Origin of the sequence: Streptomyces sp. NPDC017991 (assembly GCF_044328075.1) — a bacterium.
GTDB lineage: Bacteria > Actinomycetota > Actinomycetes > Streptomycetales > Streptomycetaceae > Streptomyces.
Genome location: NZ_JBIRGP010000027.1, coordinates 18,459 through 33,097, shown reverse-complemented (window position 1 = coordinate 33,097; position 14,639 = coordinate 18,459). Strand labels below are relative to the sequence as shown.

Below are 14,639 nucleotides of genomic sequence, written 5' to 3'. Positions count from 1 at the left end.
CCATGACGCCCCAGGGCAGCGGGGCCGACCACACCGCCGCGGCCAGTTCCGCTTGCCATTCCTGTCGCCATCGGGCTCGCTGCGTACCGGGCAGCAGCAGAGTGAGCAGGGCCAGCAAACGTGTGGTGACGGCGTAGGCGGTAGGTGCCGACTGGAGCACGGCCGCGGAAAGATCGTGCAGTTCACGGCTGACGTCGGCCAAGCCCGCCGCGCGGGCCATGGCGCGAAGACTTCGATGGTCTCGCGGGCTTTGCCGTACTGCTTGGCTGCGGCGACGAACTCTATGGTGCGCATGTTGTGGAGTCGGTCGGCAAGGCGAATGACCAGCACCGCCTCGCTGTGCGGCGGCTGGGCAGACCGCGGCGCGGCGTCCGGCGGGATGGCACGCAGGTCGACGGTGCTGACATCTGCCACCAACTGGGCAACGCTCAGGCCTAATTGCCCAGCCAGACGATCCGGCGGACAGAGTGTGTCCTCGATGACGTCGTGCAACAGGGCGGCGCAGACCACGGTCGGCGACATACCGACGTCGGCGACAATCCGGGCAACGGCAAAGGCGATCCTGCGGGAAACCGTGCCCGCCAGGGCGTCGAGCCGGTCCCGCTCGGTGAACAGCCGCCGGTGATGGCAGCGCAGGGCGTCCACCTCGTCGACCTGCTCAGCCAGGATCCGGCCGACCTCGGGAAGCCCCACGCCCAGCGCCAGCGGGGACCTCTGTCACCGAAAGCCCGGGGCGGCCGTCGTCCTCACTTTGGGTGCTGACCTGCTCATCCTGGCCGGCCAATAGGACACGGCCACCCCCTCCCACGGCCCGGCTCGTTGGGCAGACCAGGCGCACCGGCTCCCCTCGAAACGTGCGCTTGGTGAGGACCCGAGCCGCAGCCGGCCTCGGTCTGCAGTGGGCAGCGGCGCGTGATGAAGGGTCAGCTGTGTGTGCGCCCGCGCAATGACCGCGTGAAACTTCGGTCCCGAGCTTCGGTCCCATCCCTGCGAGGGGTTTACATACGCGGGCAGACCGGACGGGTGCACACCCCCCATAGGCTACTTCTTGTAGTCAAGTGACTACCTTGAGTAGAAGGAGATGGGGATGCTTACCACAACTGCGGGCCGGCTGGCGGCTCTTGCTTCAACAGTCCTGATGCTGGTCGGCGGGGTTGGCGTGAGCGCAGCCCAGGCCCAGGCGAATCCCGGGCCCATCACGTACTCGATCGAATTCTCCAACCCCCGGGAGAGCGACGACAACGACCTGCCCGAACCGTACGGAGAAGTCGTGGTGAGGGCGCCATGGGGCCAGCAGACCGCCCTCTGGGAGCACCCGGACCGGGACATCAACACCCCCACTCTGCCGCGCTACCCGCTGTTCGGCGGCGCCGAGCACCGGTACGTCCCCCACCCCGTCACCGAGGTGTGCGCCTTCGTGGGCGAGGACGACACCGGCATCAACGACGACGACATCCTCGCCGACGGCTGCGTCCCCTACACCGGGCCCGGCACCTACACCATCAGCGCCGAAGGCGGATCCGTGACCGTCGCCGTGTATCACTTCGGCTAATGAGTCGGACCCCGGGAGCACTGGGCGTTCCGGTGGGGGTGGCGACCACGGTGGTCGTCGCTCGGGCGCCCGCCTTTCGGCAAGTCCCTGGCGCGTCACGGAAGATGTGCATCCAGCGGACCCCTGGATCCTGAGGCTGCTGACCGGGGCAGGCCGGACGGCTCGTTCTCGTCCGCCGGCGGCGACGACATCGCCCCCTCGATGATGACGCCGGTGCCTCGGTACCTGGACGACGAAGTCGTGCATTGAGCGGCGGGGACATCATCGTGGTCTGGTCGCTTCTTCTCGTGGATATGCCGAACGGCCGCCATCCCCGTGGTCCGGGGTGGCGGCTGTTCGGTTTGGTGGCGAGAGTCAAGCTGAACCAACCTCGGACACGGGGCTGCATGCGGATCGCTGCTCGGCTGCAACATGGTTCCGGTTCTCTCAGAACCCGTTCATCGACCACCCGAGTGAGGTGAGGCGATCTGGTAGACCGACGGTGACACGCGCTGAACTCCCTTTGCAAACAACGGCGTTCAGCGCCACACCGGTCTCCTCGGTTACGAATCCATGACATTGGGACGTACAACTGGGATCGCCCGGCTCGAGTCGTACCCACTGAACGCGGCCTTCCGCGTACAGAACCGACCGACTCGAAAGGCTCACGTATGTCCCGAGCACACCGCCGGACCCGTACCGCGCTCACCGCACCCCTGGCAGCCGCGGTGCTGTTTGCCGGAGGATTCGGCGCCATGGCTCTCACGGGGGGCCCGGCGCTGGCGGCCACCGCGGCCGCGGACACTCAGGACGACTTCAACGGCGACGGATACGCCGACCTGGTCGTGTCGGCCCCGGACGCCACGATCTCCAGCAAGGCCAAGGCGGGCTACGTGGCCGTCACGTACGGCTCCGCCAACGGTGTCTCCACCGCCAACAAGAAGCTCATCAGCCGCTCAACCAGCGGCGTTCCCGGCTCCGCCACCGCGAACCAGCGTTTTGGGACCAACTTCACCAAGGGCGACCTCGACGGCGACGGCTTCAGCGACCTGGTGATCTCGGGCGGCAGTCCCGGCTCCGTCATCCTCTGGGGCTCCGCCTCCGGACTCACCGGCGGCACGGCCATACCCGGGTACGGGCAGTCCCCCACGACCGGCGACTTCGACGGCGACGGCAAGACGGACCTCGCCCTGTTCTCCTACCTGTCCGGCGCGGGCGACGACCCGTCGAGCGGCGACGCCACCGTGTGGAAGGGCCCGGTCACCCGCGCCGGACAGCCCACCGCCACCCTGCCCCTGCTGGACAAGGCCGACTGGTGGGGCTACGACACCCCCGACGCGTCCTGCGCCACCAACGGCCGCGGCTGCCAAGAGGACGGTGACTCGATCAGCGGCCCCATCCGCTCCACCCGGACCGGCGACGTCAACGGCGACGGCAAAGACGACATCGTCGCCTGGAAGTACGCGGGCGACGGCCGGTGGGGCAACCATCTTCTCCTCGGCGGCGGCAGCACGGGCTTCACCACCGGCTGGACCCCCTCGGACGGCACGGCGACCGGTACGGGCACCGGCATCGGGGACGTGAACAACGACGGGTTTGACGACGTCGTTGTGGGCAACCACGGGAACGGCGGCAAGGTCCAGATCGCGTTCGGGTCGGCCTCCGGCCTGTCCGAGGAGCGCGTACAGACCTTCGACCAGGACCTGCCCGGCTTCCCCGGCGTGGAGGAGGAGGGCGACGGGATCGGCTCCACGGTCTCGGTGGCGGACGTCAACGGTGACGGCTTCGGCGACATCGCGCTCGGCATCCCGGGCGAGGACATCGGCGACATCACCGACGCCGGGTCCCTCGCCCTGGTCCCCGGCAGCGCCTCCGGTGTCACGGGCGCCGGAACGCAGACCTTCCACCAGGACACCGCCTCCGTCCCCGGGGTCGCCGAGAACGACGACCAGTTCGGGGCGAGCAGCGCACTGCTGGACCTCGACGGTGACGGCCACGCCGACCTCGCGGCCGGTTCCCTGGCCGAGAACGCCTGGAACGGCGCGGTCTGGGTGCTGCGCGGCACGGCGACCGGACTCACGGCCACGTCGTCCCTCGCGTTCGGCGCCGGCGACCTTGCGGCGCCCGCCACGGGCGCCCGCTTCGGCGCGCTCCTGCGCTGAGCGAGCCGATCGGGCAACGGGGGTTCGGTGGGGCGGCCTGGTGCCGCCCCACCGTCATGTCCGGCCAGCCGGCGACACGACCCGACCCCAAGCTCGCTATGGGCTTTCCAGCAAAGATCTTGGCTCCGAGCTGAGCTGAAGCGCGATAGGTGGCACAAACGCGGGCTTGTTGTCACCGAGGTCGGCGACTCCTCTCCCTTTACGGAGAGTCTTGACCGCTGAACCCGGAGTCGTGTCCCCCGGTGGGCCGATGTGGTCGGCGTTCCGGAAGCCGCGTGATCGCGGCGCTCACTGCCAGCCCGAGCGTGACACCGACAGCGGCGCCAACGCTCTGCGCCCAGGCATCGTCAAAGGAGCCGGGCAGGACGGCTCTTGTGAGCCGGCTGGCAGCCGACAGGACTGTCAGCGCGGCCAGTGTGGCCGTCCAGCGGTACCGCACCCCGTCGATGATGTCGCCATAAAAGAGGAGCAGCAGTGCCATGCCGAACTCGTCGTCCCAGCCGATCGCGGTGAGCCCGGCCCCGAAGGCAAGCGCGAACAGCCAGAGCCCCACCAGTTGCCGGACGAACGTGGGCGGCTGGCGTCTTGCACCACGCGGGGGCCGGAAGAACCGTGTGATGTGCTGGACAATCGCGTACTTCTGCATGACTCGCGTCCCGATCCCCCGGGGTAGCCGACTTCTGTCGACGCTCAGTAGTAGGACACACAGGAGCAGGACGCGGTTGTAGTGAAGTGTCGTCTCGGGGAGCCGCTGTCACACAGCTCCTCACAGGCTGGACGGCGCGGCAAGTCCTTGACCTGGACCAGTACGCGCTGCTGCAGAACTACAAGGTGCCGCCGGCCGACGACGAGCGCCTCGCCCATACACGCGTGGACGCAGCCTGGGCCGCGAGGTGGATTCTCGCCCGCGTCGCCGACCGCGGATGGCCACCTGACCTCTTCGCCGAGTTCGACTACTCGCGGGCGCATGTCGGGCCCCCGCCAGCCCCACAAGGGCGGACGGATCGGCAAGAAGTACCCAGGATGGCCCTCAACGAATTGCTGGAGGGGCTGGCGAACCACCATCACCCCCATCGGCACTCCGAGGTCGATGCCCCTCACCGCCAACGGAAAACTGGACCCGTCACGGCTCCCCGTACCCCTGCCGCAGGCCCGCCGCGGCACCGCTCGCCCGGCGGGGAGAGCGACCCGGCGGCACCTCGGCCGGTGTCCGGCGGCATCACGGAGGACATTCCGCGTATCTGGAGCCGCCTCCTGAAGACGGAGGTGGGCCCCGACGACAACTTCTTCGAGTGGGGAGGAAACTCTCTCCTGGTGCTTCGCACCCTCTCCGAGATGCAAAGAAGGCGCATACCGAAACCGTCGGTCAGGGAGTTCCACGACAACTCGACCGCGGCGCAGTTCATCCGGCTCGTCAGCGGTCTGGAGGCGAACACCTGAGACATCGCGCCCGCGTAAGCCCGCATACAGTACGAGGCAGCTCTGGGAGCGGGCCGCGATCCGGGCACGATCCGCCCGGTCCAAAACATCCGTTCCGGGGTCCCGCCGCCCAGTGGATCGAACGCCTTGTCACACTCGTACCCACCGTCGGAGTGCACGGCTTCGTCGTCCGGCCCGAACGAGATCACCGCTGGCGGATCCGCACGTTCGCGGCCGAAGTCGCACCCGCAGTCCGCGAAGCCCTCACAGCGGACAGCCGGACTGTTCAGCGGTAACAGCACGCGGCCGTCACGCCCGAAGATCACACCGGATACCTCGGTGCTGCTATCCGCGCATGTGGGGATGGTCTCCAGCTGGACCCGTACCTGGGTGTAGGCATGGTCTGCTCCCCGCGCCTGCACACCAGCCTGTGGTCCCGGCCGACGCGGGTCGTCCTGTGCCTGTACGGCAGCCGGTCCGCCAGATCCCGGCCGAGCTCGGCTGGTTGGAGCCCGCCGGAGTGCCGTTGTTGTCCACGTCGGCTGCCGGCCCGGCTACGGGAGACCAGGCTGGGGATGCCCGATCATGCCGGTCCGGATACAGGACGTAGGAGTCATGGCCGAGGACCTCGACACCGCTGCGCTTGAGAGCCGCCGGCCCGTCCTGCCCAAGACGATCGGCCGCGGCGTACGCGCCGTGTGGGCGGAACACTTCCCGTCGTTGCGGCCGGCGGCAGCCGCGTGCGCCTGCGTGGCCTGCCCGAGCATCACCGGCGGTTGCTCACCGACGCGCTGGCCGCCGGGCGTCCGTACAGGCTGGCACTGATGGGCGGCTACGTCGTCCAGGCCCACGGCCTCGTGCAGCGGCCCAGCCAGGACCTCGACTTCGCCACCGAGCACCCCGCCGGCAGGACGGAGATCATCGAGCAGATCACGGGCTCGCTCACCGACCGGGCCGGCGGATCACCGTCGTCGACGTGGCGCCGCTCAAGCCCCGCTTCCTCACCACCGAACCGCCCACCGAGGCCACCTGCGAGGTGGATCTACAAGGAAGTGCTGTGGCGCCCGCCCGTCGTCACGGACATCGGCCCCGTCCCAAACCCGGACGACCTCATCGGCACCAAGGTACGCGCGCTCGGCGACCGCAGGCTTGCCCGCGACGCCATCGACGTCCACGCCGCCCGCCACCTGTACACCCTTCCCGAGCTGGAAGCCCTCGCCGCCCGGCGCCCCGACGAATTCGACCTCGGAGAACTCCACGACCGACTCGAAGGCATGGAGTGGATCAGCGAGCCGACGACCCGCCCACTGCCGCCCTGCCATGTCATGAGGGCCCTAGCCGCACGCCTGCCGCCTCACAGGAAGTGCGAGCGGCCTCCCGGGCGGATGCCGCTCTCCACGAGCATGGCGCTCCAGGACGCCGACGGGCTGGCGTTGAACACCAGTGCCTCGGCGGACTCGGCCGTGCCGTCCCTGGCGAGCGCGGAGTACAGATTGAGCAGTACGTCGTTGGGGCCGAGGTGGCCGTAACGGCGGAGGTTGTCGGGGCACGCGTCGTCGATGGCGATCCCGAGCGCGTCCGCCTGGAAGCGGAAGGATCCGGCCGACATGTTCTGGGTGATGTGGTAGCGGATGTCGGAGGGCAGCCGGCCGTTGCGTTCGAGGATCTGCCGGTGCAGTACCCGCATGCGGTCGCGGGTCTCCATGGCCAGCTCGAAGGAGTAGCGGGGGATGTCGGTGCACTCCTCGCGCCACTGCTCGTAGGGCCGGTCGCGGAAGTCGACGCGGAACAGATCCCAGTAGGCGCCGCTGGTCTGCGCCACGATGTCGAGAATCCTGACGGGGCCCTCCCGGGCGACCACGAGCGCCTGCCCGCAGTCGCCGTACACGGTGACCGGGTGGCGGTAGCGGTGCGGGGCGGCGGGCTTGCTGCCGTGCGTCACCAGGACGTGCCGGATGTCCGGGTCGGCGTACAGCAGGCCCCGCGCGGCCAGCAGCCCGGGGACGATCGAGGTGCAGCCCAGTCCGCCGACGGAGAACGCCAGCGCCCGTCCCGCACCGAGCAGCGCCTGGGTCCTGGTCGCCTCGGAGACGGCGAACGCCTCGGGAGCCCGGGAGTCGATCACGATCAGGGCGTCCAGCTCATCGGGGCTCAGACCCGCCTCGGCGAGCGCCTGCCGGCCGGAGCGCACTCCCAGCTCGACCGCGTCCAGTTCGTCGTCGGCGCGGATCCGGTCGATGCCGAGGGACAGGCAGGACTCCCGCTGCACGGGGGTGAGCGCGGCCAGTTCGGGCAGATCCTCGACGGCGACGGACCGGGTGGGCAGGTACCAGGACGCGGCACGCAGCGCGAAGGACGGCATCGCTCACTCGGCCAGTTCCGCGAAGGCGCGGGCACCTTCGTCGGCGAGCGCCTCGGCCTCCTGCTCGGTGCATCGACCGTCGTACAGGATGATCAGTTGCAGTTCTCCCTGGGTGACCGTGGTGGTCAGTACCAGGGGGAACGCCTCGGGCATCCGCTTCGGGGCCGGCGCGAAACCGTCGAGGCGGCTGCGCAGTAGCGTCACGCCCGTGTCGAAACCTGATCCGTCGTGGGTGCCGTGGATGACCAGCGCCTCGGGCTCGGGCAGTGCCCGCAGCGGGGCGAGCGCCGGTGCGGCGGGGGTCAGGTGGCGCAGCAGGCCGTAGCCGACACCGTCGTTGGGGACGGACCGGACGCGGTCGGTGACCGCCGGCAGGTTGTCCCGGACGCTCGCCGCGGGGTCGACCGGCAGCATCAGCGGATGCACGCTGGTGAACCAGCCGATCGCCGGGGAGCGGCCGGCGGGCCGGTAGACGTTCGGGGTCGCCGCGCCTTCCGTCATCACGTACGCGCCGGTGGTGCCGGACCAGCGGGCCAGCGCGCAGGCGAAGGCGCACATCGCCGCCGCCTCCGTACCCGGGCCGCCCTTGAGCACAGGGGCCACCTGGTCCACGGTGAGGCGCCGGCGGGCGACGCCGCCGGGGCCGAGGCGGGGCGGCGGCGGGTCGGTGAGGAGGGCGGCGCCGGAGCGCAGCGTACTGGTCCAGTAGGCCAGTTCCCCGGCCAGTTCGTCGCAGTCCGCCATGTCCTGGAGGTGCTGCGACCACTGGCGCCAGGTCCGCGACGGCCCCGGCGGGGGCAGCGGCCGTCCGGCGAGCAGCTCGGTGAGCGCCGCGTCCAGGTCGTCGATGAGGACGACGGTGGCGACGTTGTCGAAGACGAAGTGGTGGATGACCAGGACGAGCCGGCCGCCCCGGCCGTGGCCGCGGTCGTAGTGGCGCACCCGCAGCACCGGGCCGCGTTCAAGGTCGATCTCCGACCGCAACTGCTCCAGGTCCCGTGCCAGGTGAGCCCGCTCCTCGTCCTCGTCGAGGGCGGGCAGCACCTGTACGTCGAAGACGTCGCGGGCGCCCGGCTCGGTGCACTCGATCCGCCAGCCCAGGCTGTTGCGGCGGAAGCGGTAGCGCAGTGTCTCGTGCCGGGCGATGAGGTGTTCGACGGCTGTGCGCATGATGTCGCCGCTGATCCGGGTCGTGGTCTCCAGCGGGTGGACCTCCAGGAAGTCCGGTGCGCCAGGGGGCATCCGTTCGAGGAAGCCGCGCATGATGGGGGTCAGGTGCGGAGGGCCCGCCGGCCGCTCGGCGGGTGCGGGGGCGGCCGGTCCGGCGGCCCGGGGCGGCGGTTCGGGCATGTCCACGGTCGCGGCCGCCGCCAGTTCCCGCAGGCTGTGGTGCTGCAGCATCTGCTGGGGGGTGAAGTGCACCCCCGCCTTGGCTGCGCGGGCGGCGACCCGCACGCCGAGGACGGAGTCGCCGCCCAGCTCGAAGAAGTTGTCGTCGGCCCGGACTCCGTCCACCACCAGCAGTTCGGCGACAATCCGTACGACGACGTCCGTGGCCCAGTCCTGCGGGCCGCCGGTCGTCGACGACGTGGCGACGCCGGGTGCGGCGGGCACCGGCGTGATGGGTGTCGGTGGTGCGGTGGGCGTTCTCGGTGCGGTGGGCGGCATGGTCATCTCCCTCAGACTCCTGCGGTCGAGCTTGCCGGTCGCGGTCCGTGGCAGGCGCTCGTGCGACACGACCGCGGTCGGCACCATGAAGGCGGGCAGCGCCCGTGCGATCCGGTCGAGCAGTTCCTCCCCGGCGGGGGCGGGCTCACCGGAAGCCACGTGGGCGATCAGCCGGGTGGAACCGCTCGGCGCCGTCACGTCCACCACCGCGGCCTCGCGTACCCCCGGGTGGGCGAGCAGTACCCGCTCCGCCTCGGCGGGCTCGACCCGCCGACCGCCGACCTCCACCTGGTCGTCGAGCCGTCCGGTGAACTCCACGGTGCCGTCCGGGCGCAGCCGCCCCAGGTCAGCGGTCCGGTACCGGCGCGCGCCCGGCTCGGTGGAGTGCGGGTCGGCGACGAACCGGGCGGCGGTGAGTCCCGGCAGTCCGCGGTAGCCGCGGCCGACCGCTGCTCCCCCGACGGTGATCTCCCCGATCTCCCCGGCCGGGACGGGTCGCCCCGACGCGTCCAGCAGGCTGACGGAGGTCGCGGTGACCGGTCCGCCGATGGAGGGCGGCCCGCCCTCGCCGACGGCCGGGCCGATCTCGCCGGCGGTGGAGACGACCGTGCACTCGGTGGGCCCGTACATGTTGACCAGCCGGAACGGGCAGCCGGCCGGCGGGAACACGCGCAGTCGGTCGCCGCCTGTGGTCACCACCCGCAGGCGCAGGTCGGGCGGCCACTCCCCCTCGCTCAGCACGATCTCGGCGAGCTGGGTGGGCAGGAAGGCTGCCGTGATCCGGTGGTCGGCGAGCCTGCGCAGGAACGCGCCGGGTTCCTCCGGTGCGCTCGGCGCGAAGTGCAGCGTGGCGCCGATGCACAGCGTCGCCCACACCTCCAGCACCGTGATGTCGAAACCCGGCGCCGCGGTCTGCAGCACCTGGTCGTCGGGGGTCAGTCGCAGCTCGTTTCGGTACCAGCGCACCAGGGCGGTCAGGTTCCGGTGCTCGATCTCGCAGCCGTGCGGTCGGCCGGTGGAGCCCGAGGTGTAGGCGAGGTAGGCGAGGTCGCGCGGGTCGGACCTGCGCGGCAGGTACTCGGCCTCAGCCTCCACCTCACCTTCGTCCCCAGTCTCGCCCTCGTCCCTGTCCCCGTCCCTGTCCCCGTTCCTGTCCCCGTCCTCGTCCTCGTCCTCGTCCTCGTCCTCGTCGCCCGGAGCTGGTTCCGTCGTGTCGATCGGCGTACACGGCCGCCCCTCCAGGTCGCCGAGGACCGTCGGAACACCGCCGGGGCCGGCGGTCTCCAGGTCGGTGAGCACGTCCTCGATCCGCTGCCGCGGCCAGCCGGGGTCCACGAGGACGAACGCGGCCCCCGCCCTGGCCACGGCGAGCCAGCCCACCACCAGGTCGACACCCCGCTCGGCGACGACCGGCACCGTACTCCGCGCCTCCACGCCGGCCGCGACGAGGCGGCGGGCCAGCCGGTCGGCCATCGCGTCGATCTCCCCGTAGGTGTACGCGCGCCCGTGGACGACGACCGCCGGACGGCCGGGACGTTCCGCGGCGCGGGCGGCCACCTCCTCGTGCACGAGCGGGCCGTCGTGGGCGGCGGACGGGGCGCCGGAGAGGACGGAGGGCCGCGGGTCAGGGGCGGTCGAAGGCGCCGACGGCAGGTCGGCCACCCGCCGCCCGGGGTCCTCCAGTGCTGCGCGCAGCAGGGCGGGCAGCCAGGCGGTGAGCCCGCGTACGGTCTCGCGGTCGAACAGCGCGAGCGCGTACTCCACGTAGGCGTGCATCGGGCCGTCGTCCTGGTCGGTGACGCCGAAGGTGAGGTCGAATTTGGCGGTGCCGGGGGCGATGCCCGCGATCTCCCTGTCGAGCAGGCGGGTGATCTCCAGACCGACGGGGACCTGGGCCGGGGCGGGGGCGTTCTGGAACGTGTAGGCGACGTCGTAGAGCGGATGGCGGCCGGGTTCGCGGGTCCGGCACACCTCGGACACGATCTTCTCGAACGGCAGGTCCTCGTGGTCGAGGACCCCGGCGACGGTGTCCGCGCACCGGCGCACCACGTCGGTGAACGTGAGGTCGCCGCCGACCCTCGTACGGAACGGCGGCAGGTTGTTGAAGTAACCGATCAGTTCGTGTGTTGCGGGGTTGACCCGCCCCGACGTGCCGACACCGACGACGATGTCGTCGGTGCCCGTCCAGTGGTGGAGCAGGACGTCCACGAGGGCCAGCATGGTGACGAACGTGGTGACGCCCTGGGCGCGGCTGTACTCCCGTACGGCGGTGGCCAGTTCGGCGTCGACGGTGAATTCCACCAGGTCGCCTCTGAAGTCCTGGGCGGCGGGGCGCGGCCGGTCCAGCGGGAGCGGGACCGTGCGCAGCCCGGCGAGCTGCTCCCGCCAGAAGCCGAGTGAGGCCTCCAGCCGGGGCCCGGTCAGCCAGGAGCGCTGCCAGGCCGCGTAGTCGGCGTACTGCACGGGCAGCGCGGGCAGGTCTGCCGGGCGCCCGGTGCGCCGGGCCCGGTACAGCTCGAAGAGGTCACGGAAGAACACCGCCGGGGACCAGCCGTCGAAGACGATGTGGTGGTACGTGTACAGCAGCACGTGGTCGTCGTCGGCCAGGCGCAGCAGTGTGGTCCGCAGCAGCGGTCCTGCGGCCAGGTCGAAGGGGCGCAGGGCCTCGGTCTCGGCGAGGCTGCGGGCCTCTTCCTCGCGGCGGGCCGGGGGCAGAGTGCCGAGGTCGGTCAGTGGCAGGTCCGGGCCCTGGGGCAGCACGTGGACGTACGGTTCGCCGTCGTCGTCGCGCACGCAGATGCGCAGGATCTCGTGGCGGTCGCCGAGGTCGCGCAACGCGCCGCGCAGTGCGGCGACGTCCAGGGGGCCGCGCAGCCGCAGGTCGGCCGGGATGTTGTAGAGCGGGCTCGCGGGGTGGAGCCGGTCCAGGTACCAGAGTTGTTCCTGGCCGAAGGAGAGCGGGAGCCGGCCGCCGCGCGGGACGGGGGTGATGGACCTGTCGGTGCGCGGGGCGTCGCCGCGGGAGCGCAGTTCCTCGACGCGTCGGGCGAGTTTGGCGGCCGTGCGGTGCGCGTAGAGGTCAGCGAAGGTCAGCCCCACGCCGAGGTCGCGTTCCAGCCGCCGCAGCACGCTGATCCCGGCGATCGATGTGCCGCCCAGGGCGAAGTAGTCGGAGTCGGGGCGCACATCGGCGGCCCCCAGCACCTCCTCCCACACGGCGACGACGACCGGCTCGGCGGGGGCGCCCGCGAGAGGCGGCCCGGTGGGCGGCGCCGCGTCCGCGGGGGTGCCCGGGAGGGGCTGCGGCGCCGGGGGGCGCCGCACCCAGCAGCGCACCGGTTCGAAGGGGTAGGTGGGTGCTTCGACGCGTGCGACGGGCCGGGCGTGCGGGTCGGTGCCCGTAGCGGTGTAGTGGTGCTCCCAGTCGAGCGTGGCGCCGGCGGTGTAGAGGTGGCCGAGGCGGTCGAGAAGTCCGCGGCGGCCCCGGCCGTCGAGGAGGGTGACCATCGGCAGGTCGGGCGCGACGCGGCGGATCTCACGGGTGAGCACACCGTCGGCGGCCATCTCGACGAGGACGGCGCCGTCGCGCCGGAAGCCCTGTACCACCTGGCGCAGCCGGGCCGGGTCGACGAGGTCGGGCGGTGGGGCCGCGGCTGCCGCGAGAGCGGCGTCGCGGGCGGACAGCTCGCCCTGGGCGGCGCGCACGGCGAGCGTGCCGGCGCCGGAGCCGACGAAGTGGGGGTCGCTCACGCCCCAGGATGCGAGCAGCCGGTGCAGGGCGAGTTGGCGCAGGAGCAGCAGGCCCCGCGGGCCGGTCTTCTCGGCGTCCGGGCCGTCCTGCGCCCTGTGCAGCGCGGGCTCCTCGGCGGCGAGCCGTGCCCAGGCTCCCTCGTCGATGACGGCGTCGGCGGAGAACAGCAGGACCACCCGGCGTTCCGGTACCGCTTGCATGTCGTCCGGCAGGGTGGCGGACCGCAGGGCGTGGGCGAGTTCCCCCATGTCCGTCGCGGTCCACGCCAGCCGGAAGGGGTGGTCGTCCCGGCCCCTGTTCAGAGTGTGCGCCACGGCGCGCAGGGAGTGTCCGGTGGTCTCGGCGAAGTCCGCCAGGTGCCGGAGCTGACGGGCGAGGGCGGATGCCGACTTCGCCGAGACGGTGACCAGCTCGGCGTCGGCCGCCGGGGGGTCGTCAGGGGCCGGTTCCACGGGCTGTTCGGGCGGCTGCTCCAGCACGGCGTGGACGTTGGTGCCGGTCAGTCCGAAGGAGCTGACCCCGGCCCGTCGAGGAGTCGGACCGGCGGGCCATGCCCCGCCGGCCGGGTCGACGCGCACCGGCCCCCGGAAGTCGATCAGCGGATTGGCCTCGTCGAAGTGTGCGGAGGGGTAGCGCACGCCGTGCCGGACGCTGCCCAGCGCCTTGAGGAGGCCGACGATGCCCGCCGCGTTGCCCAGATGTCCGATGTCGCCCTTCACCGAGCCGATCACGCACGCCGGGGTGTGCACCCCCGCGTCGCCGAACGCCTGCCGCAGCGCCTCGACCTCCACGACGTCACCGAGCGGCGTGGCCGACCCGTGGCACTCCACGTAGCCCACGGATTGTGCCTCGACACCCGCGTCACGCCACGCCGCCGTGATCACCTCGGCCTGTGCGGCCTGGCTGGGCGCGCCCATGCTGGCCGCCCGGTAGCCGTTGTGGTTGACCGCGATGCCCTTCAGCACCCCCAGGATCGTGTCGTGGTCGGCGAGCGCCCTGGACAGCGGCTTCAGCAGCACGATGCCGCCGCCCTCGCCGCCCACGGTGCCGTCGGCACGCGCGTCGAACGGTCGGCAGGTCCCGGTCGGGGACTCCACACCGCGCAGCGTCTCGCGGTCCTGCGCAGGCGTGAGCGCCGTCTGGACGCTGAGGCCCCCGGCGAGCGCGAGGTCGGCGTCCCCGCAGCGCAGCATGCGTACGGCCTGCGCAACCGCGGCGAGCGCGCTGCTGCACGCGGTGTCCACGACCAGTGAAGGCCCGGCGAGGTCGAGCAGATACGACACCCGGGCGGAAAGGGCCGCGGGCAGCGTGCCGAGGATGTGCTGGGGATCGTCCTTGGGCACCAGGCTCTCGTACGTCGGATCGACCTCGGCCAGGACCACGGCGGTGCGGGATCCCCGCAGCCGACCCGGGGCGTAGCCGGCGTGTTCCACGGCCCGGTGCGCCAGCTGCAGGGCGAGCCGCTGGTGCGGGTCCATCAGCTCGGCCTCACGCCGGGAGATGCCGAAGAACGCGTGGTCGAAGAGGTCGACCCGGTCCAGGTAGCCCATGGTCAGGTACGCCGCGCCGGAGACACCGCCGGTATGGCGCACCCGGTCCGCGCCGGGCCGTCCGATGCCGTCGTAGCCGGTCCGCAGGCGTTCGTGAAAGTCCGTCAGGTCCGCGGCGCCGGGAAACATGCCGGCGGCTCCGATGACCGCCACCTCGTGGTCCTGCACACCCAACCCCCGGTCATTCGCGCGGACA

The 14,639-nt window shown here is 71.7% G+C and carries 6 protein-coding genes and 2 pseudogenes; 4 read left to right on the top strand and 4 right to left on the bottom strand.

Going from position 1 to position 14,639, the window contains the following annotated elements; all coding sequences use genetic code 11:
- Window positions 1–264 precede the first annotated feature (264 nt).
- Window positions 265–522, bottom strand: a pseudogene (locus ACH4DZ_RS43160) (HD domain-containing protein); the annotation flags it as partial.
- A 565-nt stretch (window positions 523–1,087) separates the two neighbouring features.
- Between ACH4DZ_RS43160 and ACH4DZ_RS43155 the strand changes: the two are divergent.
- Window positions 1,088–1,552 (top strand): hypothetical protein, encoded by a 465-nt coding sequence (locus ACH4DZ_RS43155; protein WP_398295079.1) that lies wholly within the window; start codon window positions 1,088–1,090, stop codon window positions 1,550–1,552.
- Window positions 1,553–2,202: 650 nt separating this feature from the next.
- Entirely contained in the window at window positions 2,203–3,693 is a 1,491-nt protein-coding gene (locus tag ACH4DZ_RS43150; protein WP_398295077.1) for an FG-GAP and VCBS repeat-containing protein, read from the top strand.
- A 199-nt stretch (window positions 3,694–3,892) separates the two neighbouring features.
- Here ACH4DZ_RS43150 and ACH4DZ_RS43145 read toward each other — a convergent pair whose 3' ends face one another.
- Complete coding sequence (locus ACH4DZ_RS43145) at window positions 3,893–4,339, bottom strand: hypothetical protein (RefSeq protein ID WP_398295075.1); 447 nt, start codon at window positions 4,337–4,339, stop codon at window positions 3,893–3,895.
- Window positions 4,340–4,716: 377 nt separating this feature from the next.
- Here ACH4DZ_RS43145 and ACH4DZ_RS43140 point away from each other — a divergent pair, with 377 nt between their 5' ends.
- Window positions 4,717–5,133, top strand: a complete 417-nt coding sequence (locus ACH4DZ_RS43140) for a phosphopantetheine-binding protein (RefSeq protein ID WP_398295073.1) — start codon at window positions 4,717–4,719, stop codon at window positions 5,131–5,133.
- A gap of 677 nt (window positions 5,134–5,810) precedes the next feature.
- A pseudogene (locus ACH4DZ_RS43135) lies at window positions 5,811–6,338 on the top strand (nucleotidyl transferase AbiEii/AbiGii toxin family protein); the annotation flags it as partial.
- Between the two features lie 128 nt (window positions 6,339–6,466).
- On the opposite strand, the gene ACH4DZ_RS43130 reads toward ACH4DZ_RS43135, so the two are convergent.
- Complete coding sequence (locus ACH4DZ_RS43130) at window positions 6,467–7,474, bottom strand: 3-oxoacyl-[acyl-carrier-protein] synthase III C-terminal domain-containing protein (RefSeq protein ID WP_398295071.1); 1,008 nt, start codon at window positions 7,472–7,474, stop codon at window positions 6,467–6,469.
- Between the two features lie 3 nt (window positions 7,475–7,477).
- Window positions 7,478–14,611, bottom strand: a complete 7,134-nt coding sequence (locus ACH4DZ_RS43125) for an amino acid adenylation domain-containing protein (RefSeq protein ID WP_398295069.1) — start codon at window positions 14,609–14,611, stop codon at window positions 7,478–7,480.
- Window positions 14,612–14,639 lie beyond the last annotated feature (28 nt).

Excerpts from the sequence above, each read along its gene's own strand:
- ACH4DZ_RS43155 (WP_398295079.1), top strand. The coding sequence starts at position 1,088 with ATGCTTACCACAACTGCGGGCCGGCTGGCGGCTCTTGCTTCAACAGTC.
- ACH4DZ_RS43150 (WP_398295077.1), top strand. The coding sequence starts at position 2,203 with ATGTCCCGAGCACACCGCCGGACCCGTACCGCGCTCACCGCACCCCTG.
- ACH4DZ_RS43145 (WP_398295075.1), bottom strand. The coding sequence starts at position 4,339 with ATGCAGAAGTACGCGATTGTCCAGCACATCACACGGTTCTTCCGGCCC.
- ACH4DZ_RS43140 (WP_398295073.1), top strand. The coding sequence starts at position 4,717 with ATGGCCCTCAACGAATTGCTGGAGGGGCTGGCGAACCACCATCACCCC.
- ACH4DZ_RS43130 (WP_398295071.1), bottom strand. The coding sequence starts at position 7,474 with ATGCCGTCCTTCGCGCTGCGTGCCGCGTCCTGGTACCTGCCCACCCGG.